This window comes from Notoacmeibacter sp. MSK16QG-6 (assembly GCF_024158145.1).
In the GTDB taxonomy this organism is placed as follows: domain Bacteria; phylum Pseudomonadota; class Alphaproteobacteria; order Rhizobiales; family Rhizobiaceae; genus Notoacmeibacter.
The window spans coordinates 1-25,970 of record NZ_JAMYXM010000007.1; the positions used below are offsets into that span (position 1 = coordinate 1).

The 25,970-nt window shown below is 59.0% G+C and carries 24 protein-coding genes and 1 pseudogene; 11 read left to right on the top strand and 14 right to left on the bottom strand.

Annotated features, from left to right (window positions below; translation table 11 throughout):
- Window positions 1-638 precede the first annotated feature (638 nt).
- The 5 genes from NIM86_RS15645 to NIM86_RS15665 all read left to right on the top strand — a co-directional run bounded on the left by NIM86_RS15645 (window position 639) and on the right by NIM86_RS15665 (window position 5,159).
- Window positions 639-2,075, top strand: a complete 1,437-nt coding sequence (locus NIM86_RS15645) for an ATPase domain-containing protein (protein ID WP_253383502.1) — start codon at window positions 639-641, stop codon at window positions 2,073-2,075.
- 70 nt (window positions 2,076-2,145) lie between these two features.
- Complete coding sequence (locus tag NIM86_RS15650) at window positions 2,146-3,111, top strand: sensor histidine kinase (protein ID WP_253383503.1); 966 nt, start codon at window positions 2,146-2,148, stop codon at window positions 3,109-3,111.
- 56 nt (window positions 3,112-3,167) lie between these two features.
- Window positions 3,168-3,518: a response regulator gene (locus NIM86_RS15655; RefSeq protein WP_253383505.1), complete on the top strand. Its 351-nt coding sequence runs from the start codon at window positions 3,168-3,170 to the stop codon at window positions 3,516-3,518.
- Window positions 3,519-3,639: 121 nt separating this feature from the next.
- Entirely contained in the window at window positions 3,640-4,038 is a 399-nt protein-coding gene (locus tag NIM86_RS15660) for a CopG family transcriptional regulator (protein WP_253383507.1), read from the top strand.
- A 29-nt stretch (window positions 4,039-4,067) separates the two neighbouring features.
- The gene (locus NIM86_RS15665) at window positions 4,068-5,159 is read left to right on the top strand and encodes a PHB depolymerase family esterase (RefSeq protein WP_253383509.1); all 1,092 of its coding nucleotides are present in this window, start codon (window positions 4,068-4,070) and stop codon (window positions 5,157-5,159) included.
- Between the two features lie 175 nt (window positions 5,160-5,334).
- On the opposite strand, the gene NIM86_RS15670 is transcribed toward NIM86_RS15665, so the two are convergent.
- The 5 genes from NIM86_RS15670 to NIM86_RS15690 all read right to left on the bottom strand — a co-directional run bounded on the left by NIM86_RS15670 (window position 5,335) and on the right by NIM86_RS15690 (window position 10,912).
- Entirely contained in the window at window positions 5,335-7,404 is a 2,070-nt protein-coding gene (locus NIM86_RS15670; RefSeq protein WP_253383511.1) for a catalase, read from the bottom strand.
- Between the two features lie 79 nt (window positions 7,405-7,483).
- Window positions 7,484-8,638, bottom strand: a complete 1,155-nt coding sequence (locus NIM86_RS15675) for a glycosyltransferase family 2 protein (protein ID WP_253383513.1) — start codon at window positions 8,636-8,638, stop codon at window positions 7,484-7,486.
- The gene (locus NIM86_RS15680; RefSeq protein ID WP_253383515.1) at window positions 8,635-9,228 is read right to left on the bottom strand and encodes a trans-aconitate 2-methyltransferase; all 594 of its coding nucleotides are present in this window, start codon (window positions 9,226-9,228) and stop codon (window positions 8,635-8,637) included. Before NIM86_RS15680 ends, NIM86_RS15675 begins: the two co-directional genes overlap by 4 nt.
- Window positions 9,225-9,917, bottom strand: a complete 693-nt coding sequence (locus NIM86_RS15685; protein ID WP_253383517.1) for a PIG-L family deacetylase — start codon at window positions 9,915-9,917, stop codon at window positions 9,225-9,227. The genes NIM86_RS15680 and NIM86_RS15685 overlap by 4 nt, the downstream gene beginning before the upstream one ends.
- The gene (locus NIM86_RS15690) at window positions 9,914-10,912 is read right to left on the bottom strand and encodes an acyl-CoA dehydrogenase family protein (protein WP_253383519.1); all 999 of its coding nucleotides are present in this window, start codon (window positions 10,910-10,912) and stop codon (window positions 9,914-9,916) included. Before NIM86_RS15690 ends, NIM86_RS15685 begins: the two co-directional genes overlap by 4 nt.
- A gap of 473 nt (window positions 10,913-11,385) precedes the next feature.
- On the opposite strand from NIM86_RS15690, the gene NIM86_RS15695 reads away from it, so the two are divergent.
- Genes NIM86_RS15695 through NIM86_RS15715 form a run of 5 tightly spaced genes read left to right on the top strand, consistent with a single transcriptional unit; the run spans window position 11,386 to window position 16,169 of the window.
- Window positions 11,386-12,072: a Crp/Fnr family transcriptional regulator gene (locus NIM86_RS15695; RefSeq protein ID WP_253383521.1), complete on the top strand. Its 687-nt coding sequence runs from the start codon at window positions 11,386-11,388 to the stop codon at window positions 12,070-12,072.
- Window positions 12,073-12,107: 35 nt separating this feature from the next.
- Window positions 12,108-13,628 carry a glycosyltransferase family 2 protein gene (locus tag NIM86_RS15700; protein WP_253383523.1) on the top strand — a complete coding sequence of 507 codons (1,521 nt, stop codon included), beginning with the start codon at window positions 12,108-12,110 and terminating at the stop codon, window positions 13,626-13,628.
- Complete coding sequence (locus NIM86_RS15705) at window positions 13,618-14,580, top strand: glycosyltransferase family 2 protein (RefSeq protein WP_253383524.1); 963 nt, start codon at window positions 13,618-13,620, stop codon at window positions 14,578-14,580. Before NIM86_RS15700 ends, NIM86_RS15705 begins: the two co-directional genes overlap by 11 nt.
- Window positions 14,581-14,593: 13 nt before the next feature.
- Window positions 14,594-15,673, top strand: coding sequence for a glycosyltransferase (locus NIM86_RS15710; RefSeq protein WP_253383526.1), 1,080 nt, complete (start codon window positions 14,594-14,596; stop codon window positions 15,671-15,673).
- The gene (locus tag NIM86_RS15715; RefSeq protein ID WP_253383527.1) at window positions 15,660-16,169 is read left to right on the top strand and encodes a DUF421 domain-containing protein; all 510 of its coding nucleotides are present in this window, start codon (window positions 15,660-15,662) and stop codon (window positions 16,167-16,169) included. The genes NIM86_RS15710 and NIM86_RS15715 overlap by 14 nt, the downstream gene beginning before the upstream one ends.
- A 558-nt stretch (window positions 16,170-16,727) precedes the next feature.
- On the opposite strand, the gene NIM86_RS15720 is transcribed toward NIM86_RS15715, so the two are convergent.
- A complete protein-coding gene (locus tag NIM86_RS15720) occupies window positions 16,728-17,516 on the bottom strand; it encodes a crotonase/enoyl-CoA hydratase family protein (protein WP_253383528.1) in 789 nt (262 codons plus the stop codon).
- Window positions 17,517-17,596: 80 nt separating this feature from the next.
- On the opposite strand from NIM86_RS15720, the gene NIM86_RS15725 reads away from it, so the two are divergent.
- Entirely contained in the window at window positions 17,597-18,196 is a 600-nt protein-coding gene (locus NIM86_RS15725; protein ID WP_253383529.1) for a TetR/AcrR family transcriptional regulator, read from the top strand.
- A 197-nt stretch (window positions 18,197-18,393) separates the two neighbouring features.
- On the opposite strand, the gene NIM86_RS15730 is transcribed toward NIM86_RS15725, so the two are convergent.
- The 8 genes and pseudogenes from NIM86_RS15730 to ligD all read right to left on the bottom strand — a co-directional run bounded on the left by NIM86_RS15730 (window position 18,394) and on the right by ligD (window position 25,969).
- The gene (locus NIM86_RS15730; RefSeq protein ID WP_253383530.1) at window positions 18,394-18,933 is read right to left on the bottom strand and encodes a contact-dependent growth inhibition system immunity protein; all 540 of its coding nucleotides are present in this window, start codon (window positions 18,931-18,933) and stop codon (window positions 18,394-18,396) included.
- Window positions 18,933-19,448, bottom strand: a complete 516-nt coding sequence (locus tag NIM86_RS15735; protein WP_253383531.1) for a contact-dependent growth inhibition system immunity protein — start codon at window positions 19,446-19,448, stop codon at window positions 18,933-18,935. Before NIM86_RS15735 ends, NIM86_RS15730 begins: the two co-directional genes overlap by 1 nt.
- A gap of 731 nt (window positions 19,449-20,179) precedes the next feature.
- A complete protein-coding gene (locus NIM86_RS15740) occupies window positions 20,180-20,734 on the bottom strand; it encodes a contact-dependent growth inhibition system immunity protein (RefSeq protein ID WP_253383532.1) in 555 nt (184 codons plus the stop codon).
- 118 nt (window positions 20,735-20,852) lie between these two features.
- Complete coding sequence (locus NIM86_RS17205) at window positions 20,853-20,984, bottom strand: hypothetical protein (RefSeq protein WP_256478538.1); 132 nt, start codon at window positions 20,982-20,984, stop codon at window positions 20,853-20,855.
- Between the two features lie 110 nt (window positions 20,985-21,094).
- Window positions 21,095-21,634, bottom strand: coding sequence for a contact-dependent growth inhibition system immunity protein (locus NIM86_RS15745; protein WP_253383533.1), 540 nt, complete (start codon window positions 21,632-21,634; stop codon window positions 21,095-21,097).
- The gene (locus tag NIM86_RS15750) at window positions 21,634-22,656 is read right to left on the bottom strand and encodes a hypothetical protein (RefSeq protein WP_253383534.1); all 1,023 of its coding nucleotides are present in this window, start codon (window positions 22,654-22,656) and stop codon (window positions 21,634-21,636) included. Before NIM86_RS15750 ends, NIM86_RS15745 begins: the two co-directional genes overlap by 1 nt.
- Window positions 22,657-22,746: 90 nt before the next feature.
- Window positions 22,747-23,103, bottom strand: a pseudogene (locus NIM86_RS17290) (hypothetical protein); the annotation flags it as partial.
- A 235-nt stretch (window positions 23,104-23,338) separates the two neighbouring features.
- Entirely contained in the window at window positions 23,339-25,969 is a 2,631-nt protein-coding gene (ligD, locus tag NIM86_RS15760; RefSeq protein ID WP_253383536.1) for a DNA ligase D, read from the bottom strand.
- Between the last annotated feature and the right edge of the window lies 1 nt (window position 25,970).

A 25,970-nucleotide genomic window follows, 5' to 3' on the forward strand; every position in this document is an offset into this window, starting at 1 on the left:
GATCTGGCGCTGTTTCAGAGGTTTCTTCACGCCAACCATTCGACCGGCGTTCCATGCGGGCCTGCCGAGCGCTGCAGGATCATACTGTGCTGTACCCATGTCCATACTCCTTCGGCCACTATTGGCCGTCGGTAGAATAATCGAGCATCGCGAACTGGGGGGTTGCAAGCGGCCACTCGGTTACGTCTGAAAATCCGTCATCGCCTTTTTGTTGTGGCCGTTTTGGCCGTTGAGCTGCCCAGTCCGGCAGGATCGTATCGTGCGATAGCTTTTTGAGTTCCGCTCAGACAACGATTGGCTTTGGGATGAACGCGCAACTTCTTATCCCGGCAGCCAGCAAGTCCGGATGCCAATCCCCTGCATCGCGTAGTCCGCCGGCTGAAAATAAAGCCTTGAGCGCGATCGCAAGTCGATTTGATAGAACACGTCTCCAGTTCTTTCTACTCTCGGCGTTGCGATGGTCTCTCCAAACTCCGTACCCGCCACACTGCATGAACCGAGCGGCGCGATGAAGCGCGGCAAACATATCTACACCTCTTTCGCAGGACGAGGCTCTCGATCACACCGGGCAATTAGCGTAGCGTCGCGCGCGCTGCCGCCCGTCCAGCTGCTGCGACATATCGTGCTAGGAGAAATGAATGCCCCGTGAATATCCGACAATCGCCACAGGCGTGCCCGGCCTCGACCAGGTCTTGAAAGGCGGTTTCCCCGTCTCGAATATTTATGTTTTGAAAGGCGTGCCGGGCTCGGGCAAAACAACGGCGGCGTTGCAGTTTCTACGCGCCGGTGTGGAGCAGGGCGAGCGTTGCCTCTATGTTAGTCTGGCCCAGACAAAAGACGAGCTGGAGCAAATTGCGGCATCGCACGGCTGGACCCTCGAGGGGATCGATGTCGCAGAGTTGTCGGCGTCGCAGGATGCGTCGCTCACCGCCGACCAATCCATTTTTCAAACGGCCGATCTCAAGCTCGACGAGACGCGCCAGGCGATTGTCGACGCCGTCGAGCGGTATTCTCCGCGCCGCGTTGTCTACGACTCACTTCTAGAGGTCCGCGTACTGACGGGAGACGATGCCCGTTTTCGTCGCGAACTGATCGGATTGAAGACAATTTTGTCGAAGCGGGCAATCACCGGCCTTCTGATCGATACCGACACGCAACAGGGTCGGTCGCGTGACGATGAGATCGAGGCCATTGCTCATGGCGTCGTTCGACTGGACAAAACGCTGCCGGACTATGGCGTTGCGCGTCGGCGGATCGAAGTATCGAAGATGCGTGGCAGACCGATTGCGGATGGTTACCACGACATGGTCATCCGCGAAGGCGTCGGCGTTATCTGCTTCCCTCGGATCGTGCCTCGGGTTGTGCCGGAGCAGACCAAGTCGCTCGATCTGATCAAGTCTGGCGTTAAAAACCTCGACGATTTGCTTGGAGGCGGCCAGGAGGCCGGCACGACGACGCTTGTGATCGGGCAGGCTGGAACCGGCAAGTCCACGATGGCTTCGCTCTATGCGACAGCGGCTTTAAAACGTGGCGAGCACGTTGCCCTTTTTCTGTTCGAGGAGCGGGTCGAGACCTTTTTCCGTCGCTCCGAAGGGCTCGGCATGGACCTTCGTGGGTTTCAGGAGAGCGGCGCACTTCTGATCAAGGACTTCAATCCCGGCGAGGTCACGGCTGGGCAATTCGGCCAGATCGTGCAGGAGGAGGTCGCCAAGGATCGCACGCGCGTTGTGGTGATCGACAGTTTCACAGGCTATCTCAGCGCGTTGCCAAACCGGAGCCAGGCCGTTCAGGACATTCAGTCGCTTTTGAAGTTTCTGGCCCGCAGGGGTGTTCTGACGATGCTGATCGTCGCGCAACATGGTCTGATCGGCGAGAATGTTTCGCTGGATGTCGACGTCAGTTTCCTCGGCGACACGGTGCTACTTCTGAGGATCGAGGAAGACGGCCATCGCCTGAGGCGCTCGATCACTGTCGTCAAGAAAAGGCACGGCCCTCATGCCCTGAGCGTTCAAGAGCTTTCAATCACGTCTGATGGGGTCAGCGTTGCCCCTCCCCCGCTTGACGTATCGGCATAGCGGGGGCTGACATTTGGCCAACGACCTCGACAAGGTCCTCATTTTTGCGCCGTTTCGCAGTGACGGGCAAATGCTTTCGAGCTTGCTCCGAACGCATGAGATCGCCAACGCAACCTCCTCAGATACGGTAGCGCTTTCGTCTGCCCTTAGCGATCAGCTTCCCGGCGCCCTGATCGTAACGCAGGAGGCTTTGACCACACAGGCGATCGCAATCATCCATGACCATCTGGTTGGACAACCGGAATGGTCGGAGCTGACTGTCTTCGTGCTTGTCGAAAGGGGCGCATCGCATGCTGCCATGGCGCAGCATCTGGCGGACAAGTGGCCGGGATCGAGGCAAATTTTCTATCAGCGGCCCCTCGCGACAATCGAGCTCCTGAGTGGTATCCAGGCGGCGCTTCTCGCACGACTGAGGCAACGCGACGTACGAGATCACATAGCACTGGAGCTCGAACTCCGACACGAACTTAATCACCGGGTGAAAAACATTCTTGCGAGTGTCACGGCAATTTTCCGAATGACGGCGCGTAACAGCGACAGCCTTGAAGAACTGACGCAGGGCTTCAGCGGACGTCTGAAGGCTTTGGGATCCGTTCACTCGGCCTTGTTTGAAGTCGGCGGCGAGGCAATCGACATTCACGAATTGATCACGCTGATCCTTTCACCATACGGATCGGGTGACGTTGCCCGATATCGGTTGTCGGGACCGGCAGTTAGCCTCAACAAGGATGCGGCGGCAAATTTGAGCCTGACGATGCATGAGCTGACGACCAACGCAATCAAATATGGCGCATGGTCCGTGCCGACTGGACAGATATCGGTCGAATGGCGGCTTGATGGCCAGGAGTTCTGGCTGCGCTGGCAGGAAACCGGCGGTCCACAGCTCGCAGAGCCAACCCATAAGGGTTACGGCACCCGATATATTCGTAGCGCTTTGCAAACGCTTTTTGGCGGTCCACCTCAGCTTCGATTTGAACCCCAGGGCCTTTTCGTGGAAGCGCATGGACCTCGTTCCCGTATCGAAAACTTGTCCTGATCGGATCGAAAAGTGACTGAACTCGTTGGTCATCACCTCTGGTCGGATCGGTGCGAATGAAAGTTTTTTGCCTGGAAGATAATCCGCTCGTGGTTCTTGATCTCGAAATAATGATTGAGGATGCGGGCCATGAATTCGTCGGCGCGGCTGCCGGTTTTTCCGAGGCGCGGCCACTGTGGGACGATACCGCACCGGATCTGGTGTTCATTGACATCGATCTAGCCGATGGAAAAACCGGCGTCGATGCTGCACGCTGGCTTGGTGAGCGAGGCATCGCCGGATGTTTCGTCACGGGCCAGACGGAGATTGCCAACGCGCATCGCGATCTCGTTGTCGATATCGTGGCGAAGCCGGTCGATCCGGGCGCTATCGAGCGGGTGCTCGATCTCGTTCAGAAATACAATTAGCCGGCAACAATCCCTCAAATGCGGGTATAAGATATCGCGCCTCATGGTGTGGTGATCCTCGCCGGCACTTGCATTCCCAGCCTAAACCATCCATATAACATCCACATGGATGGAGAGTGGAATGCGAGATAAAATTCCTGACAGCGAGAAGATCACGATCAATCTCGGCTATGTCGACCTTGGGCGGATCGATCTGCTCGTGCAGGAAGGCTTCTACTCCAACCGCAGCGATTTCATTCGAACGGCGATCCGCAATCAGCTTGATGGCCACGGCGAAACCGTTAGCAGGTCCATCGAGCGGCACACGATGGAATTGGGATTGCGAAACTACAGCCGTGCAGATTTAGAAACGATCCGAGAAGCCGGCGAGACGCTGCACGTCAAGGTCGTCGGCCTTGCTCGAATTGACAGCGACGTCACGCCGGAGCTTGCGCTTGAAACAATAGGTTCGATCTCGGTTCTCGGAGCGCTTCAGGCAAGTCCCGAGGTGAGGAAAGCGCTGAACGACCGCATCACTTAGAAACGTTCACAAATATCGAGGCAACGGAAATGATAAAATTCAACGTCGGCGCGCGGCGCCCGGCGAACGATGGCGCTCGCCCAGAGCACACTGACTTCGCCAATGATCTCGTACGCCGAACGCTTGCCCAGCACGGTCTGCTTCCAAAGAGCGACGGCGGGTTGGGTGGGATTACACAATCCTCCCGTTCGTCAATGGAAACGGTATTGGATGGTTTTGGACGGTCGCTGGTCGCAAAAGATTTTTCCGATCCACCCCTACCCGACGGAGCGGAATTTCGGCGCGATGTCTTCGCTTGCGCCGCGGGCAGTCGAACCTACCGGACATACGTCCCTTCGACCGCCGCCAAAGGCATTGAAGGCGTTGTGCTCATGCTGCACGGCTGCACCCAGACTCCGGAGGACTTTGCCGCCGGCACGGGTATGAACGCAATCGCCGAGGCGCGGCGCCTTATCATCATTTATCCGCATCAATCACGTGGCGAGAACGCGCAATCGTGCTGGAACTGGTTCCGCCGAGGCGATCAAAAGCGGGACCGGGGAGAGCCGGCGATCCTCGCCGGAATGGTCCGCAAGGTGATGGCGGAATTTGATCTTCCTCCAGGCAGGACCTTCGTCGCCGGGCTTTCCGCCGGTGCGGCCATGGCCGTGATCCTCGGCGAGACCTATCCCGATCTGTTTTCAGCTGTCGGTACGCATTCCGGGCTTCCATACGGTGCGGCCAAAGATGTGCCATCCGCTTTCGAAGCGATGGCCGGTCGCCGCGATTTAACAGTTGCTCCTCCCGCTGCCTCGCCAGTTCCTACGATTGTCATACACGGAACGGCCGATGCGACAGTTCACGTCTCGAACGCGGACCGGATCGGGCGAGCGGTTATTGATCGCGCAGGAGACATGACCATCGAGACCGAAACGCGGAGCATGGTGTCAGGACGTGACGTCCATCGGTCAATCACCACGACGATCGACGGAGCGCCGGTGCTTGAACAGTGGCGCATTGAGGGGCTGGGACACGCCTGGTCGGGTGGCCAGCCTGACGGATCCTACACAGACCCCGCCGGACCGGATGCCAGTGCCGAAATCGTCCGATTCTTTTTTGAAACCGCAATCCGGGACCGATGAGATGACACGTATGAGCCCGTTATCAAAGTGGCGAACGAGTGGGAAACTGGCTCGCCGCTACCGGCGGTCCTGGCGGGCCTGCGGGTGTCTGGTTGAATTCACGCTGAGGCCGTCGGCAGACATCCGCGCAGTTTTGAGCGTGAATGTCTGCCACCACTTAAAATATTGACACTCGTTACGCGGTTTTGACCGCCTGACGATCCCAGTAGCGCAGATCGCGGCATTTTTCGATGAAGTCCGAGACGTCTGATTTCTTTCCGACTTCGACGAAACCATCATCGATCTTTTCGTCGAGGCCAATGGCCTCGAAAAGCGGCATCGCGCCCTCCGTATAGGCGATGAACTTAGCATGCGCGAAGGCGTCGCTGGCAAAATCCTGAGAAGGCTTGTCGTCGGCCACCCGCTTCGCTGCCTCTTCGGTCAGAAGGATTGCCACTGCATCATAGAGGAGCGACGGCCCGCCATCGATCTTCTGATCGCCAGCGAGCTTCGATCCGTCCGACAACTCCACGCCGGCGATCTGCGGCGTGACGATCTCGCACACCGCCCCTTCGGAGGAGGCAGCCTCCTTCAGCGCCTTGACCAGCGCCGCATCGGCGCCGTTCGAGACGTAAAGGCCGAGCTTGCGGCCTGCAAAACTGTCGGGCCCGTTCTTCAGAATGCTGAGCGCATCCGAGGCCGCGAGGTCTTCGACGATATCCCGCGCGGCCTTGGCCTTGGTCGGAAGCTTCTCGATGCCCAGATCGTCGGCGACGGATTTGGCCAGGTCCTCATCGATGTTGCGCAAGTGAGAGACGACGCGCTCGCGGATTTCCATACGCTCGACCTTGGACAGTTCGAACACCAGCGCATCGGAGATGTGCTTCTGCTCAATCTCGGTCTGGCTGATGTAGAACTGCCGCGCCTGGCTGTAATGATCAGCGAAGAGCTCCGCCCGAACGCGGCGCTTTTCGCCCTCCACCGGCTCTGCATAGCTGGTGAAGCCGATCTCTGGCGCCTCGCGCGGCCCGCCATCCTCGCCCCAGGAGTTTGGCTCGTAGTTGGCGCGGCCGGATGGATTGCGCATCGCCATGTGTCCGTCCTGTTGAAAATGGCGGACCGGACAGCGCGGCGCATTGACGGGAATATGCGTGAAGTTCGGCCCCCCCAATCGCTTCAGCTGTGTATCGAGATAGGAGAAGTTGCGGCCCTGCAGCAGCGGGTCGTTGGTGAAATCGATGCCTGGCACGATGTTCTGCGTGCAGAAGGCGACCTGCTCGGTTTCGGCGAAGAAGTTGTCGACATTGTTGTCGAGTACCATGCGGCCGATGATGCGGACCGGCACGTCTTCCTCCGGAATGATCTTGGTCGCGTCGAGAATGTCAAAGGGGAACTTGTCGGCAAAATCGTCGTCGAACACCTGAACGCCGAGTTCCCATTCGGGAAAATCGCCGCGGTCGATGGCGTCCCACATGTCCCGCCGATGGAAGTCGGGGTCGGCGCCGTTGATCTTGAGCGCTTCGTTCCAGACGACCGACTGCAGACCCTGTTTCGGTTTCCAGTGGAACTTGACGAAGCTGCTTTTGCCCTTGGCGTTGACGAGCCGGAACGTGTGGACGCCGAACCCTTCCATGGTGCGGAACGAACGTGGGATCGTCCGATCCGACATGATCCACATGACCATGTGCATCGTTTCAGGCGATAGCGAGATGAAGTCCCAGAAATTGTCATGCGCCGTCTGGGCCTGCGGAAAGCCGCGATCCGGCGCCGGCTTGGCGGCGTGAATGAGATCGGGAAACTTGATCGCATCCTGGATGAAGAAGACCGGGATATTGTTGCCGACAAGGTCCCAGTTGCCCTCATTCGTGTAGAACTTGACGGCAAAGCCCCGCACATCGCGCGCCAGATCGGGCGACCCTTTATTACCGGCAACGGTCGAGAAACGGACAAAGACCGGCGTCTTCTCCCCCTTGCGCTGGAAGATATCGGCGCGACTGAGGTCCGGGATCGGATCGGTGAGCTCGAAATGGCCGTGAACGCCGTAGCCGCGCGCATGGACGACGCGCTCGGGGATGCGTTCGTGGTCGAAATGGAAGATCTTCTCACGCAGGATATGATCTTCCAGAAGCACGGGACCGCGCGGGCCGGTCTTCAGTGAGTTCTGGTCGTCTGCGATCGGGGCACCTTGCGCGGTGGTCATGACTGTATCGTCATTCTGCGCCGTCTGGTGAGTCTCACCGCCTTTGCCTGCTGGACGTTTTGCCATGAGATGTTCCTTTGTTTCGAGCTTTGGGATGTTGGACGATTTTGACTGACCGGATCGGCGCGGATTTTGAAGGCGCCGATCAGGTCCGCATAAAACCGGGATGATCGCGATAGAGGGTTCGGTTGAAGGCGTCAGGCAGATCAGTGTCCGCTTGCAGATGCCGGTCGAGCAGGGTCTTCACGACATCGAGCCTTTGCTCGGGTCGCGTTTCGCGCAGTATGGTGTTGATTTCACTCAAATGTTCGATCTGGGCGGGAAGTTCGGCCGGACGAAGGCGGGTCTGGGCGGGAACCGGCTTTTCCGGATCGCGGAACAATCCAGCACGCGCGACCTCTGGAGCCTTGGCGAGCAGCGCGGGCACGGGGACGAGGCATTCATCGGTATAGGCCTGCGGATCGGTGGTTCGTTCGACAAGCCGGTCCGCCATTCCGCCCGGTGCGCGGCCAATAAGGCGGCACGAAGCCATGACGCGCACATCGTCAGCATGAATGACCGTTTGCCCGGACATTTTCATGCGTCGGACAATGTCCCGGTCTTCGCCGCAAACCGTCGATCTAAAGCCGCCACATATTTCATAGGCCTCGCGACGGAAGCCGAGGCTCGCGCCGCCGGCCTGCCCATGGTGAGGCCAGGGGATCGGGGGCCCGAGATTGATAAGATGAGCGAATTCCAGGCTGGCCTGCGAGTAGGTGTATTCCAAAGCACCGGATGCCTTCATGAACGTCGGAAACTCGCTCGTCTCGTCCGGGTTGGGAATAATTTTGCCGCAAACGGCATCGACCTCCGCCAGATGACGGAAGCTCGCTTCGAGCCAATCGGCGTTAACCCTGCAGTCGGCATCGGTTGTCAGAATTCGGTTGAGAAACGGCTGCGCGGAGAGCGCCGCCGCGACCCCGATCTTCCGCGCCAGCCCGACATTGCCGTCGCCACGAAATTCGATATCGAGGACGATTGATGCCAATCCCTTGTCACGCGCCGCTGCCGAGGCTGCTTCCGCTGTCCCATCCGTACAATTATTCGCAACGAGGACCACGAATGTCAGCGCCCGCGCTTCCCCGCATTGCCGGGAGAGCGCGTCGAGGCAGGCACCGATTGTCGCGGCTTCGTTTCGGGCTGGAATGACGACGGCAGTCGTCCGTTCGGCAGGTATGGAATGCCCGGTTGCGGTGCCGCGCTCGATGGGCGTCTGGTACTCAAGAAGCCTTTCCAGACTGGTCGGCGCATGACGCTTCATTGGCCAACCTGTGCTTCGGTCCCTTGCCGCGAGGACAAGAACCGATCGATCCGGTATTTCGGTGCCTGGATCATCACGGTATGATCGTAATGACCGGAGGCGAGCAAGGCGGTGAAAAGATCGGCGGCCGCGGTGCCCTCCAGCGGGTTTCCGGATGCGCCGAGATAGTTGACGCTGACGATTTCCGCATCGGGCCAGCGTCGCATGATCTGCTCGGCGAGCTTGCCGATGGCCCCTTCGCTCAGAAAATAAAGAAACTCCGAGACGACGATGAGATCGAAGCCGCCTTCTGGCAGGAAACAGGGAAAGAACCCAAGGTGAAATTCCCCGTTCGGCACCGCTCTGGATGCTGAGCGAATAGCTGTCTCGATCGCATCGAACCCGATGTAATCGGTGGTTCGTGCCGCCAGCAATCGTCCGAGTTCACCATTGCCACACCCGACTTCCAGAATGGCCCGATATCGGGTTTCCTTTAGAGCGGCCAGTGTGTCTGCAAACTTTTTCTTCTCGTACAGACTTGTACGAAAATCCCAAGGATCGTCGCTATCTTCATAAAGGCCTTCAAGATGCAGGAGGTCGACGCCACTCATGGACGAACCTCTGCGAAATATTCGTCATGGGCAGTGAAGAATTCGGCGAAACCGGGCGCCATCGCGAACCCTTCCGGGTCGTCATCGATCACTTCGCCCCGCTGGCTGCGATGGCAGGCGATTGCCGCCTCTTTTCTGTCGCGCCAGTCACCGGAGCGTATTCGTAGCCCCTCGCTCTCGTATTGCCGAAAATTCCAGCGCGCCCAGACGGAGTATTCGAAAAGCCGAAGATCGGGTCGGTGTCGCAACAGCCTGCGGCCCAGTCTGGATACGGCTTTGTGGTCCTTATGCGGATCTGCTGATGCCGTGCTGAAAACGCTTTTCGCTCCCAGGCGACTGATCAGGGCAAGCAGTTCTTCGACCGCTTCATGGCAGTCTTCCTCGTCAGTCGGTGCATGGCAATCGCGATAACCGAGCCACGTCATAGCATCGGCTTTTCCGCCGAGAACGCCAATCGCTTCGGTCAATTCGCAACGCCGCAACTTCGCAATGTGATCGCCCGACCATTTGCGGGAATTCGGATGGGAGAAGCGGCCGTCCGTCACGCACGCCACATGCGCGCCAACCGTCTCGAAACAGGCGGCGAGCAGTGCGCCGCAGGCAAGGCTTTCGTCGTCCGGGTGTGGCGCCAAAACGAGAATGGGCGCACCACCGGCGAGACGTTCAGGCATCATAGGTTTGGCACTCACGGCTCGTTCCAGAGTTGGAGAAGCGGCTTCGAATTGCCAAGAACCTGCGCGGCCGCCCGCTGCAAGAACGCATCCCGTGCGGCTTGCCGGATATAGACGGCCAGATCCCGCGCGATCCGACCGGTTTGGCTGGCCGCATCGAAATGCGCCAATCCGACCGAGCGTTCGACGGCAGCGATAGCGTCCTGCGCAATCTCCTCGGTTAAAAGACGGGCGAAAATCGACAGGGCCACAGCGTCCTCCGGGTCGCCGTCCGCCTGCATGGCGGTTCGGGCCGCCCGCTCAACGAGACCGAGCGATCCGAAAGCGCGCGCCGTAATGGTGCCGAGCCGAGCGAGCTGTGGTTCCGCATCCAGCCTGCCGCGTTCGCGGAGCGCGTCACGTGCGGCTTCGAGCAGGGCAAACGTGCCGCCAGCCTGAATTGCCGCGATGCGCCAGACGCCACCGACAAAAAGCGGCTCGCGATAATAGGCATCAACCTCGCCAACTGTCTCGAAATCGGCAAGGCCGGAGAAGTCGTAGGTGCCGGAGACAGTTGCGCGCATGCCGCTCATCGCCCAGGACGATGCGTCTTGCCGCGCCGGATCATCGACGCGCACGAAGCAAAGCTGCGTCCCCGATGCCACCTTGGCGGTGATCAGCGCGAATGCGACGATACCGAGACCGGAGGCAAACTGCTTTGTCCCATCCAGTTTGCCGTCTTCGCCTATGACAACCGGCCGCGATCCATCGGCGCCCCAGATGCCGAGCAGCGAACCGCGTCTCACATGCTCGCAGATCATCGCTTTGAGATCCGCGTCCCCGTAGGTCATGATCAAGCCGATGGCGTTGACGTGTCCCTCGAAAAGCCGGGCGATCGACATATTGGCGCCGGCAAGACGAGCGAAGGCGTGGACCGAGTATCGTGCGCGTTCTCCGCCTTCACCCAACCCGGAACCGCCACGGTCTCGCGGCAATGCGCTCGAGAGCCAGCCGGCCTCACGTAGAACATCCATGGACCGAGCGATGCTGTGTTGGCCCATGTCCTCGGCGACCGCATTCGCTGAGAGTTTCGTGAAAATAGATTCGTCGTCCAACGACACGCGGGAACTGCGCGTCCCGCTTCTCGCGCTCACGGCGGAAATATGAGGCCGGACTGCGGTCATTCGTATATATACGCACCTCTTCAGCGATCACCCGTTGCTTATTAGAAAGCTGTCGGATTTCAGGCAAAATTGCCTTCCCACCTTATGAAGTGGAAACCGGTCACTGACGTTAAGCGCGCTTAAAGCCCATGTTCGATTGCCGGCTTATGGCGTAAGATTCTGATCCGAAGCGGTTATGTCAATTGATCGGCCGGTGAGCGTCATGCGACCGGCGAATACATGGTTTTAAAGTGAATAGGTGATGTGCATTGGCAGGCGGTAAGGATAGTTGCTTCGTGAAGAAGCTGCGGCATTACATTGACTTATCAGATAAAGATCGTGAGTTGCTCGCCGAGCTTGAGGAACGCGAAACGGCGTTCACGGCTCGAAAAGAAATTTATACTGGGGGGGACGACAATGACGCCATTTATGTCGTCAAGGAAGGGTGGCTCCATTCGTCAACGGTGCTGATCGATGGGCGCAGGCAGATCGTCAAGATCCATCATCCCGGCGATATTATCGGCTTTCCCGATATTGCCTACGAACACGTGACGACGAACTTGGTGGCTGCCGAGGATTGTGTGCTCTGCCCGTTCCAAAAATCGGCTCTGGTCGAGATTTTTAGAAACTCGACCAAGATCACAAGCCTGTTTTTCGCCCTTGCATTACGCGATCAGTGCGTCCTTATCGACAATATTCGTGTGTTCAGCCGCATGAGTTCGCGAGAGCGTCTATCCTGGTTTCTCCTCGATCTAATCTCTAGATTAAGGGTCACCAATCCCGATCTTGGCGATATGATGCGTTTGCCACTGACGCAAGCAGAGATCGGTGACGCGATTTCGCTCTCCAACGTCTATGTCAGCCGCGCGTTTACAGCCTTAACACGATATGGCTTCTTGGAGCGCGTCGACGGAAAGGTCCGACTGACGAATGAACGGAAGATGCGCGAGTTGGTCGATTTTGTAGACCGCTATCGCGAGATGGACACGTCTTGGTTTGACGCTTCCGCGAGCAAGGTTAAGCGCGCTTAAAGCACGCCGGTGATCTATGGCCTACAAGCCATCAGATGATCACCTTCTGTTCCGCGAATATCAGGCCTGCCTGGCGCCTCCTTGCCCTAGTCGGAGTTCTCGCTAGCGTCGCGCTATTCGTGCCTCTCCTTGCGATTATCATCATTTTGGCCGTGCTGATTTTGGAGGGTGCGATCCTTGGCCTGCGGCTGTTGCTGACGCATACTTCGCCCTCTCACCCGCACGCTCAAACCGAGGTCGCCCCGCCGTGGTTTTCGATCCACCTTGCGTGCTGCAACGAGCCGCCAGAACTTGTGATCTCAAGTGTCGAGGCCCTGCTCGCGCAGGACTGGCCGATCGAGCGTCGCGAAGTCATCGTCGTCGATAACAACACGCCTGATCGAAAGGTGTGGCAACCGCTTGCCGAATATTGCCGGAAGCATAGCGTATCTTTCCTACATTTTGATCGGCTCGCAGGCGCCAAGGCCGGGGCATTGAACGAAGCGCTTGCCGTCGCCGATCGGCGTGCAACCCATGTCGTGACCATCGACGCCGATTACCTGACAGATCCGCACTACCTAGCCGATTGTGCCGAGGAGCTGAGATGGGGCAGCGATCATCTGCAATACCCCCAGGCGTACAGATGTGTGGAGGGGGTCAGCGAGGGCGTTGCGCGGGAGCTGGCGATCTATTTTCGCGACTACGCCGGCGTCGCCAGCCATCGCCTTTCGGTTCTGCCGACCGGTACGCTGAGCGTTATTTCCATGGCAGCGTTAAGGCATGCCGGAGGCTGGAGCGCCTGCACGGTGACCGAGGATGCTGAACTCGGCACGCGGTTGGCTCGTCTCGGCTACACCGGCCGTTTTGTCGACCGTGTCATGGGTCGCGGCCTCCTGCCGCTATCTTTGCGGTCACTGGAAGAGCAGCGCCAACGCTGGATACACGGCAATCTTTCGGCGCTCGCGAGATTTCTGCGTTCCCCACGACCGGCCAACGCGATCTCCGGATGGACCACCGTTTCGGTCATCGTTCAACTCTTTGCGTGGGCGAGATGGAGTTTTGTGCCCGTCGTGATGCTATTGTCGAGCTTGCTGGTTACGGTGGTATCGCACGCGATGGCCGAGCCGCAACACGCGCATTATCGGCTGGCGCAGCTCGCTGCATTTTGTCTGCTCTTTCAGACAGGCATCGGACTGTTTCCGATTCTGAGAGAAGGCGCGGCAGCAAACGCCTGCTGGCGCGTCAGGAGAGACGCTGTGATGGCCTCGGCCGCTCTGCAGCCGGCTTCGGTCTTCGCGACGATGACGGCACTATGCCGTCTGCCTCTTACTTTCAAACGAACCATGAAACAGCCCGACAACCACTATTCGTCTGACCGAACCCTAGTGGTCTGGGTACTGGCGCTGCTGGGCTTAATGGTTTTCGGGGGCGCGATTCTCCATGCCGACATTCTTCTTTTCACGACCGGGGCTGTTCTGATGCTGCCTCTGTCGGGCGCGCTCTACACCCGGTCCAGCCTCGCAAATTATGCGCGCAGATTTGCCGACGAGCGACATGAGGAAGCAAATGCAGGTTGACATCATCATCCCGACCTATAATCGCGACCATTCGATTGGAGGCGCGGTGGAGGCCTCGCTCAGCCAGTCTCATTCTTGCCGCACAGTCACCGTGATAGACGATGCATCGGACGACGATACCTTCGAAGAGTTGCGTCCGTTCTTCACACGCGACGACTTCAACTACGTCCGTCTGGCCCGCAATGTCGGCACCGCTCGCGCAAAGAATCTAGGCATTCTTCTTAGCGCTGGTACGGCCCTGACCTTCCATGATTCCGATGATCTGCCTCATCGGGACAAGGTGTTGCGCCAGGCGCGGGTGATGCAGCAGCCGAACATCTATGCCAATAGCTGCCTCAACTGGCGGCTGGTCGGGCAGACACCTGACGCACGGCTGGATATCGGCGTCGTCCTTACCCATCATGAACTGATCCTGCCGGACGGACGCGCCTTCGAGATCGGTCGGAGCCTGTCGCTCGTCGACGACCTGCTTCCCAACCTCCAGATGGGCAGCACAATTCCCGGCGACTGGACACACATCAATTCAGGGCTGTTCCGCGCCTCCATCTTCCAGCGGCTCGGCGGCTTCGAGGACTGCATTGAAGAAGACCGAGAGTTCCGCAATCGCGTCATTTTAGGCGGCGAGATCATCTGGGTCCTGCCCGAACCGCTGATGACCAAGATCGAAACCTCCGCTTCACTTACTCAGAGCACGACCACCGATTATGAAAGCGAACGACGAATGGCCGACAGGCGCATGGTCTGGAATAAAGTGGAGCGCTGGTTCTCCGAGCGTAAGGTTGACCCTGTGCCGATCGATCTCGAGGGCATCGAGATCGAATATGTGAGCCATCCGAGTCGATCTCAGCTTTCGAACGCACTTGCGACGGCACCGACGCGTCAGGCCATTTCCACTCAGATAGGGGCGCAGCATGGAGGGTCGCATCCTCTCAGCTTTGCAACGGCTTCGTGATTGGCTACGGCCCATGCAGAAAAGGCTAATCTTCGTCGATCCGCTATGTCCGCGTTCCTATTGTCCGGCCACCATCGAAACCGCGCGACTGGGCGGTACCGAGGCGACGCTTTTGAGGATAGCCATGGGGCTGGCCGAAGACCGGGATGTCGTTGTATGCCAGAACAGGCGGGTGGGGTCAGAAACCGTCGATAAGGTATCATTTCGACCACTGGCCGATATTCCACGCCATCTCGGCAGCAAGGATTTGATCATTGTCATCAATTCCTGGAAGGTGGCGCTGAAGCTTCGGCGGGACCACCCGGATATTCGCATTGTCGTCTGGCTGCACTGCTTTCCCGGTCGAAAGCACCGCCATCTCGGTGAGCGCATCACCAAGGCTGGCATTAAGACACTCTGTGTCTCTGAAACCCACGCGGAGACCGTGCGGACATTCCTCGGATTTTCACCCGGCGATTCACGCGTCAGCTACATTTACAATCCGTTGCGAGAAAGCTTTCGCCCGGTTGCTCGCCCGCGTGATCCGAACAGACTGCTGTTTGCCAGCGCGCCGCACAAAGGTCTGACACAGGTCTTCGAACAGTTTGACACTGTGCGAAAAAAGCTCGGGAAAGAACTGCGGCTTCGTGTGGCCGATCCCGGTTATCTGGCATGGGAAACTGGAATAATCCCGCAAGGCGTCAGTTTCCTTGGCCGGCTCGACCCCGCCGCTCTCATGAGCGAGATGCAGCGCGGTCTGTGCCTGTTCTATCCACAGACGCATTTCGCCGAAACATTCGGTCTCGTTCTTGCAGAAGCCAATGCGTGTGGCATGCCTGTCCTCGTTGATGCGGAGACCGGGGCCAACGCCGAAATCGTCTCGTCACCTGATCAACTGGTCGATGGCAACGACATCGAAGCCATCATCCGCCGGCTCCAAAGCTGGCGTGAGAGGCCGCCTCTTGTTAAAGCGCGGCAGGCCTTCCGCCTGCCGGCGGTCATTTCGGCTTGGCGGGGGATGATCGACGGGCAAAAGCCTCAGCCCCAGAAGTCACCACCAGCGGGGCATTCAGCACATGTCGGTCCAGGAGAGATAGCCAATGTTCGTGTCTGATCCCCTCGTCGACGCCATCTTTCGCGGCGTCATCCTGTCGATCATCGGGATGCTTTGGGTCATCGCGCTGGTCCGCATCAATGGCTTGCGGTCTTTCTCGAAAATAACGAGCTTCGACTTCGTCATGACGGTTGCTTGCGGATCGTTGCTGGCTGGCTGTGCGCAGGCCGACAGCTGGGCGAAACTGGCACAGAACATGGCTGCATTCGTCGGCCTGTTCGCGATCCAGCATCTTCTAGCCCGTCTCCAGTACCGCTCTTCACGCTTCGCCAAACTGATCGGCAACACGCCACTGATCCTGATGCGGGATGGCAAGATCGATCATGACGCTCTTCGCATCGCGCGCGTCACTGAACCGGATCTGCGTGCCAAGCTGCGCGAGGCCAACGCTCTTGAGAAAGATCAGGTCCGTGCTGTGGTGCTCGAGACGACAGGCGATATTTCGGTCCTTCATGGGGAATCGATGGACATGCTGCTATTGAAGGGCCTTCGATAGACCGCAGTTGCGAATGCGATCGTTGAAGGATGGAACGACCGGCGCGACGGCGCTTGGCGAACCTTGGCGCGGGTTGTAGTGAACGGCCGCTTTTGGAACCCCACGCCGGTGAATGGCCGGTTGCGGGCGCGAAGCTGCCCAACCTACTTCCTTATCCACCCCCTCCCAACCTCGCCTACAATCCCTGCCAGCCGCCTTTCGGAGCAACGGGATCGCGAACCGGAAATTCTTGGGAGGGCGGTGACGAGCGCAGCGCGCAGCCGGTAATCCGTGGCCGGTTGCGGTGGGGTGTAGCAATCCCCTTTGGCTGCGGGTTGTCGATAGCCGGGAACCGTTTGAGCCCGCGGCGAGGGACCGGCGGCGGGGTTCCGCCACGGACACCCCTTTGCCCGGAAGGCTCCCGTCTGAAAGGCGAACGCCACAAATCGTCAGGCGGTGGCCGTAAGGTCGCACCCACACACCAAGGACAAGCGCCTTTCCGGCCGCCGTCTTTGCTCACTTCGTTTCAACGCCGCCGGCCGTGTCGGGCCAGCGGTGGGTTTTGGTGCGCCTGCCGTTTCAGCGGCCGCTATAACGGGGCTTGCGCCGCTCGATCCATGCGGTCAGCCCTTCGTGCACGTCGCCGGTGGCGCACATGCGCGCAAACTGCTCCCGCTCGATGAGAAGGCCCTCGTCAATGGTGGTGTTGAGGCCGCGCGTCACCGCGCTGATGATACGCGCCGCCGTCAGCGGCGAATGGCGCAGGATGCGCTCGGCCAGCGCGAAGGCCTCGTGGAGAAGCTGATCGTGCGGCACCACCTTGTTGACGAGACCGAGTTCATAGGCGCGCTCGGCGGAAAACCGGTCGCCCGTCAACAGCAGTTCCAGCGCGCGCTTTCTGCCGGCGAGGCGCGACAGACGCTGTGTGCCGCCGAAAGTCGGCGGGATGCCGATAGCGATTTCCGGCTTGGAGAAGACCGCCCGGTCGGACGCAACGGCCAGATGCGCTGCCTCCGTGATTTCGCAGCCGCCGCCAAAGGCGATGCCGTTGACGGCCACGATGATGGGTTTCGGAAAATTCTCCAGCCGCGCCGTCATGGACTGGCCACGCCGGCAGAAATCGCGGACCGCCTCATCGGCGCCGTTGCGGATGCTGGCAGCGAATTGGTGGATATCGCCACCGGCGGAAAAGGCGCGGTCGCCCGCCCCTGTCAGAACGATCGCGTGGCAGCGCGCCTGCCCTTCAAGCTCGTCCAGAAGGGCCATCAGCCGATCGTTGATTTCGTAGTTGAGTGCGTTCAGCTTTTCGGGTCGGTTCAGGGTGAGAAGGGCAATCGCGCCGCGCTGTTCGTGTAAAACCGTTTCCATCGTGTCGTCCTTTTGTCTGTGGGCTTGACCGAAGCGTAGGGAAACGTCAGAACAATAGAAACTCACTGGTTAGTATATATATGAAAACAGCCTCACCCCCTCCTGCGCGCGACCGCATTCTCGATGCCGCCAATAGTCTGTTTTATGCAGAAGGTATCCGCGCGGTCAGTGTCGACGCCATCGCCGCCAAGGCCGGATTGACGAAGAAGACGCTCTATTATCACTTCCGCAGCAAGGACGAGCTCGTCGCCGATTATCTGGCCTCGCGCGACCAGCCAAACCTCCTGCTATTCGAGGAGTGGTTCACGAATGCTGAGGGCGGCCTGCCACGAAAGGTCGAGGCGATCTTTACGCAACTGGCTATCGCGGCGCGCCATCCGAAATGGAGAGGTTGCGGCTTTTTGCGGACGGCCGGAGAACTCGCCAATCTGCCGGGTCACCCGGCCATGAAGGTCGGCGCGGCGCACAAGAAGAAATTCGAGGCTTGGATCGCCGGCGAATTTCGGAACGAAGGTCTGCACGAACCCGACGCCCTTGCCCGGCACATCGTGCTCCTGATGGACGGCGCATTCTCCACCATGCTTGTCCATCGCGACCCCGCCTATGCCGAAAGCGCGGGCCAGGCTGCGAAAGCACTTGTCGAATTGGCGCTGGCGGCGGCTTCGCGAAGCCGCAGCTAACTTAGCCTGCATCAACCGCTCCAGCCCATCCACCTGCGGCTTGCTAATGCTCTGCAGGTCGCTTTTGATCAGCAGTCGGCACATCGAGCCGATCATAGCTATTGGAGAGGTCGAAGGTGTTGGCGGCTTTCAGGCTCGCCAGTTCGTGCCACGTCACCGGCATGGCGAGCGCGTCGGCTCTTAGCCACTCGCCCGCCCTATATACCCTCGTAGCTACCGTTGCGACTGACTTCAAGTTCCGACAGTAGCGCTGTGCCAAGCTCCTCCTCGGAGACAGTTTCGGAAAACTTGATCGTCACGCGGTTCTTAAAAAGCGCCCAGCGATCGCCCCTGATATGGCGGTGCGGCTGCAATTCGATCGTTCCTTCCGTCCATATCAGATCAACACTCGCGGAACCTCGGAACAACGCTTTTATGCTCCGAACACCTGCTCGCTTTTTCATCTCCTCAAATATGCGTTTGGAAGGATCGGTTTTGAGAGCCTCCCACACCCGCCTGACCTCTACGCCATCCTCCAGATAGCGGCTCGCACGCAGTGCTGTCCAAGCAGCAGCTCCCAACTCTCTAGCGCCCAACTCCGCCGACAGAATTTCATCCAAGTCATCGGGATCGAGGGTTGCCATCCCAAAGCACGCCCAGGAATGGACGCGATGAAACGCGGAAAAAGAAAACACGGCAGCCCGCCGCTCGGGCGGACGTCTCGTATTCCTGTCGTAGAATTGATCGATGCGCGACATCAAGCGGATTTGCTGATCGCCAGATGCTCCCGTACAGCCGCGCCAAGTTCGGCATCGGTGATCGTATCCGGCAACTCCAAACGCTCATAATTCCGCACAGGGCCCCAGCTTTCAACGCCCTTGTTTTTCCAGGCCAAGATGGTGATAGAATTTTGATCGTGCCAGACGGATACGCTAGCAGCACCACGATATAGTGTTCTCAAGCTCTTTACACCGGCCAATTCCAGCATTGTTCTATCAGTTTTTTTGAATTCGCCGGTTCTTCTGTAATCATAGGCTCGATCCCATAATTCGTCATCTAGCGACGCTCGGCTTGCCGCAAGCGCCTCGCGAACCGCGTTTCCCAATTTCTCGTCATCGATATCGATCGTCGGGAATTGTTCATAACCGTCCGGATCGTAGATCGACGCACCCCAGACGAGACATGAATAGATGCGATAGAAGCGTCGAAATTGGACGACATTTGCTTCCCGTCTGGTTGGCGAACGCGGCTTGGTGCGATTGCTGCCGATCATCGGGATACTACCGTCACGATCATCTCTATCTTCAAACTGTCTGCATGGGTCGAGGGAGCAATCCGGGCGGGGAGGGAATGGTTACGGGTGGCTCCCACACCGCGTTCTCAACTTTGCTCGTCTGAGATGTCCGGCACGTCATCCTCTTCCATCGCGTCTCCCTGGCCATCGCCCTCTTCCCGATCCTCATCCCATCCGGCGTCGGCAATGGCTCACCGTAACAGTCGCATTCCGGGAAATCGCCGGGATAGCCGGTCTTGAACGCCTTCTCCCAATAGAATTCTTCACCGTCCCGCCAATGGTGATCATCATCGGGACAGGTCTGACCCGTTCGCCAGATATAGTCCAGAAGACCGGCGTGGGCTTGGAGCTCCATGTTGAAGATTGTTTCTAGATGCCTGTGAAGCCCGCGCTCGAAACGAGCGATCCTTTGCTCTAACTCTTGCGGCGTGAGATCGGATTGTCGTCGTCCTTCAACGTACCCGCGCCATAACGAGAAAGCCTCTTCGTAGACAAATGTCACTTTTGGTCGATCATCATCAGTTAACGGCCCTGGATCGCGCGAGCCGATATGCTTGACAATTCGATCCCATTGCCGATCGCCTATACTATCGAGCTGACGGGAAAAGCGTTCGTACTCAAGCGAAAGCTCTTTGCGGCGCTTCCGGCGCTGTCGCAACCAACCTAACATGGAGCAAGACCTTCTTATCGAACACTTCTGCCGCTCTGTCTCACGTGCCCTCGTAGCTACCGTTTCGACTGACTTCGAGTTCGGACAAGAGCGCCGTGCCGAGCTCTTCATCAGAAACGGTTTCAGGAAACTTGATCGTCTCGCGGTTCTTGAAGAGCATCCACCGCTCGCCGCCCATATGCCGCCATGGCTGGAGTTCGATGACTCCGCCGGAAAGGACCAGATCCACACAACCGGCATCGCGGTAAAGTGCTTTCAAGCTGCGGACGCCAGCCTTCTTCTTCATCTCATCCAGCACAGTTCGAGACGCATCAGACGTGGTGTAGTTCCAGATACGTTTCCCTTCCTCGCTGTCGGTGATGAACCGACTGGCTGCAAGCGCCTCACGTGAGTGCAAAGCCAGATCTTTCGGCTCAATATCGAGCGATAAAAACGCATCATATCTGTCAGGGTCGAGCAACGCCATTCCATGTACAGCGAAAGAATGCACGCGATAAAATGAGCGAAGCCGAAACAGGGAGGCAATTCGTTGCTCGGCTTGCCAATGCGGTTCGGCATTCGATGCAGCGGCAGCTCTTTTAAAGAGTTTCATCATTTGATGACCGTCACATTCAGCACAATCTATAAACTCTCGGTATACAATCTAGCACGATTGAATTGGTAAGATTGTAGCTCCGCATAGTCGGATGACTTAACCGAACCAAGCGCGAATCTCATTGCAGGAAGGTCAACGCCCGCGCGGTGATCGCGCATTCGAAACTGTCGAAGGTGTAGGTCTCACCGGCCATGGTGACCTGAAAGGCCCGTTCGTGATGTTTCCAAGGTCGTATCGCGCCATGGGACATCTCCTCGTTCGATTGGGTTGCAGGAGCAATCCGGGCGGGGAGGAAATGGTCCGGTTGGTGCGTGACTCATTAATGATGGCGAGCAACGGGAAAGTTCCGATTAAAACCATCTACGTCCCCTCGTAGCTACCGTTTCGACTGACTTCGAGTTCGGACAAGAGCGCCGTGCCGAGCTCTTCATCAGAAACGGTTTCAGGAAACTTGATCGTCTCGCGGTTATCAAAAAGCGCCCAACGCTCGCCGCCGAGATGCCGGTGCGGTTCCAGTTCGATCACTCCTTCGGTCCAAAGCAGATCGACGTTTCCGGCTCCGCGAAAAAGCGCCTTGATACTTCGAACACCGGCGCGCTTTTTCATCTCCCTAACAGTTTGGCCAGATGCGTCTGATCTCACGTAATCCCGAACGGCCCGCACGGCTTCAGGATTCTCTAGATACCGGCTGGCGCGCAATGCCGTCCAAGTAACCTCCCCCATTTCTGATGGACCCAATTTTCCGGAAATAATTTTGTCAAACCCTTGAGGATCTAGACCCGCCATGCCGTAGCAAGCAAAAGAGTGGACGCGGTAGAAGAGTCGAAAAGAAAAGACTGATGCTCGCCGATCTGGCGGCCACCGCGTGTCGCGATCATGGAATTGATCGAAACGTTCCATCACTTCACCACTGTCACATTCATCTCAATCCCCCAACTCTCCGCGTAAGCCCTAGCGCGATTGACTTGGCGCAATTGCAGCTGCGAAAAATCAGATGGGATCGCCAATTCAAGGCGCCGCTTCTTGATCCTATTGCCGCTAACGATCTCCTCTCCAATCGTATCGAACGTGAAACCTCTAATCTTATCCAAGTCTCTCTTCAAATATTTGAATACTCGGTCTGGATTTTCTTGCAGGGTTCGACGAGAAAGATTCATGGTCTTCACACTGGTGGCCACTCTTGTCGTCCGATCGTAGAAATCAAAAATCTTAAAGTTCTTCTTTTGTTCGTATAACCAATCGCCCAGATCGGCAGCGTTGGCAAGATATTTTTCGAACGACAACCCCTGCTGCTGTATGGGCGGGCCGAAGATGACGCCACTGTTTTTCACGACCTTGAAATCGTGATCGAGTGAGCGGTTTCGAAGCCTACGGCTCGCGCGCTTCAACGCCGCGACAAATCCGCCAAAGCCATCTTCGCCGTCAAAGTTTGGTGAACTGCCGCCGCGCCGGAGCAACCTTTGAAGATCGGGAGCACGGAGTCGTATAGACGTCAGGAGGTGGAGGAAAATCGCGGCTTCAAGATAACCGCGCCGTTCACGAGCGACGGTGGCGTCAGCCTGCGTTGCAAAACCCTTCCGATGGGCACCTTCCAACCGTTCGGCACGCTCTTTAACGGCGGCAACATGGTCTCGGAACGCGACAAGAAGTTCGGGCGAATTTTCAATAAGGTTGCCAACATTCTCGATCGCGTTGCGGACCGCGCCGGCCAATTCGTCCAGACGCGCGGTTTCCTCGTCGGTGAGGCCGAGCGTCTGGCTTTTGATAACGAGATAGGCGAAATCGCCGGCAACGCCGGCCAGCGCGATCAGTTCTTCAACTGACGGAAGGAAATCGGCAGCAAAATCTCTAACTGCACGATAGGCACCGAGATTTTCCGCATCCCTCAGCGCGGCGTCGAATTCCGGCCCGACATCGGGCACCCAGTCTGGCTCTTCGTCAGGCAGGTAGGGTTCCGCATAGCAGCGGCAGTTGAAGGCATGGCCCGGATGTCCGCCTTCCGGCGGATCGTCCCAGTCGAACACCTTGTCGTCATGTGTGGCATGCAGGGGCCGGACATCAGCATCGTCGCGGCTGCGCCAAACATATTGATCGATGCCAAGTTCCTGCTGTCGTTCAGCATTGATACGCACAGCAAAGCGCTGGAGAAGCCGCCATTCCATGCGCGCCCGCCGGGCTGCCTCACGCTCCGGATCGGCGTCTGCCTGAAAGGCGAGCGATGCGTTGCGCTGGTCCCATTCCGTGAGCGCCGCTGCCCGCGCCTCAGCGACATCCGGCAGATCGTCACGCGTCAGCGGCGGCGTGAACTTGCCGCCAACAGTTCGCAATAGCATGCGGTCGTTCTTGGCTGCCGCAGCGTCGAGGCGCATTGCGAATGCGCGACGCAGGGCGTCGTCAGCAGCAAAAGTCTGGCGCTTCGCTTCCTGCCAAGCAGCAGCGGCAACCGCAAAACGCGCACGGTTCAGCGCAGCGTCCGAGCGCAGGCGGTCAAGTCCGTTGTCAGGCACCTATCCAAGCCACCATTCATCCGTTCGATCGGATGACAGTGTGCGGGCGCTCAGAGCACTGTGAATAAATTCATGGAAAGGACAATCGGGTCGGAGTTTACCCGCTCATCAGTTTCTCCAACCCCTCCACCTGCGGCTTGCCGATACTCTGCAGCTCCGTGCCGTCGATCAGCGGGCATGGCGCGTCGAGCCGCTCGTAGCCATTGGAAAGATCGAATGTGTTGGCCGCCTTCAGGCCCTGCAGTTCGTCCCACGTGACCGGCATGGCGAGCGGCCCGCCCTTGCGCGCCCGAAGCGAATAGGGGCTGGCGGCGGTCGCGCCGCGCTGGTTGCGCAGCCAGTCGACGAAAATGCGCCCGCCGCGCTTGGCCTTGCGCATATTGGCGGTGAAGCGCTTCGGCTGGCTGTCGCCGAGATAGGCGGCGAGCGTCTGGGCGAACAGCGTCACCGTGTCGTAATCGGCGATGCGCCGCAGCCGCGCCGTGACATGGATGCCCTTGCCGCCGGTGACGACGGGCACGGTGGCGATGCCGAGATCGGCGAGGAGATCGCGCAGATCCGTGGCGGCGCTCTTCACGTCGCCCCAGCCGAGGCCCTCGTCGGGATCGAGATCGAAGATGATGCGGTCCGGCTTGTCGAGCCTGTCGGCCGCCGCGATCCAGGGGTGGAACTCGATCGTGCCCATCTGCGCGGCGGCGACGAAGCCCTGCGGCGTCTCGACCATCAGATAATCGGCCGTGTCGCCGTCGCTTTCGGTGACCTTCACCGCGCCGATGCCGGGCGGAAAGCTGCCTTCGTAATGCTTCTGGAAGAAGCATTCCTTACCGCCCCGCACACCCCCCGGACAGCGAACAAGCGAGAGCGGCCGCTTGCCCGCCAGCTCAAACAGGCGCTCCCCGGCGGCGTCGGCCCATTCGGCCACGTCGCGCTTGGTCCATTTGGCATCGTCGAAGATGACGCGCTTGTCGCTGGTGATGGTGATGCCGGCAACCTTGTCGCCGCCGGCTTTCTTCGGTGACGAGGGAGAGGACGCTTTCGCCTTGCCGCCGGCCCGGCCTTTCGTGGCTCCCATCTCCGTCACCTCATCGATCGACGCCTCGGCGGCGCCGGCCGTTTTCTCGTCCACGACAGCGTCGGCGGGCTTATCCTTGCGGAGGCCGAGAAAGACGCCATGGCGGATATGACCGTCGGCAGTCAGCTCGGCGAACTTGACCTCGGCAACGAGCTTCGGCGTCACCCAATGCGCGCCCTTGCGGAATTCGCGCGGCACCGCCGTAAACGGCATGGTCTTCCGCGAAAGTGGCTTCATCGCCGCTGCAAGCTCATCCATCGACGCCTCGTTGAAACCGGAACCGACACGACCGCGATAGACGAGATCGTCGCCATCGAACACGCCGAGCAGGAGGGAGGAAAAGGCTCTCCCCTTCTTGTCGCTCTCGCTCCAGCCGCCGATCACGAATTCCTGGCGCTTCTCCGCCTTGATCTTCAGGAAATTGCGGTTGCGGCCGCTCCTATATTTGGCGTCGGCCTTCTTGCTGATAATGCCTTCGCCGCCGGCCTTCGCAATCGCCTTGAAGACCGCCGGACCGTCGCCGGCAATGTGCTCCGAATAGCCGAGCGCAACGCTTTCAGGCCCATCGGCGATCAGCGCTTCCAGTTTTTCTTTGCGCTCGGTCAACGGCAGATCGGTCAAATCCTTGCCGTCCAGTTCCAGCAGATCGAAGGCCTGCAGGCGCAGCGGCGCGCCGGCCTCCAGATCGGCCTGAAGCGCCGAAAAGGCGCTGCCCCTGCCGCCATGCAGCGAGACGATCTCGCCATCGATCATCGCGCTTTTGCAGGAGAGCGCCACGAGCGCATCCGGCACACCCTTGTAGCGCTCCGTCCAGTCCTTGCCGTTGCGCGTCCAGAGATGCACCTCGCCGCCGCCGATTGCGGCGATGCAGCGATAGCCGTCATATTTCGTCTCGTGCAGCCAGTCCTCGCCCTCAGGCGCATCGTCGACCAGCGTCGCCAGTTGCGGCTCGCGAAAGGGCGGCAGCTTGCCTGTTTTGCGCTTGGCCCGCCCTTTGTTCTGCGCCGGAAGCGCCTGCCGCGCCGCCCTGCCCTTCTCCGGCAGGTCCCTGGCTTTCGCGCCGTCGGCGATCTGCTTCAACGTCCGCCCGGTTTTCACCGAAAGCGTGTTGCGCTCGATCAGCCCCTCGGCGTCCTCATCGACCGCGTGGCCGTCGCGCTCCTTGATCAGCAGCCAGTTCTCGCGCTTTTCGCTGGGGCGGCCCTTCATCTTCACCAGTGTCCAGCCGCCCACCATGCGCTGGCCGAAGAGCTCGAATTTCAGCTTGCCCTCGGCGAGGCCCTCTTCGAAATCGGCAAGCGGCGCGAACGCCCCGTGATCCCACAGCATCACCGTGCCGCCGCCATACTGGCCCTTCGGTATCGTGCCTTCGAAATCACCGTAAGACAGCGGGTGATCCTCCGTCCGGACCGCAAGGCGCTTTTCGCCGGGATCGAGGCTCGGCCCGCGCGTCACCGCCCAGGAGAGCAGCACGCCGTTCCAGGCGAGGCGGAAATCATAGTGAAGCCGCGTCGCATCGTGCTTCTGCACCAGAAAATGCAGCGACGGCGGCACATTGGTCTTCGACGAGGATGACGGCTCGGCCGTCTTCGAAAAGTCGCGCTTCTCGTCGTAAGCCTTCAGCGCCTCAGCGGCCTGCTCACGGCGGCTCGCCATC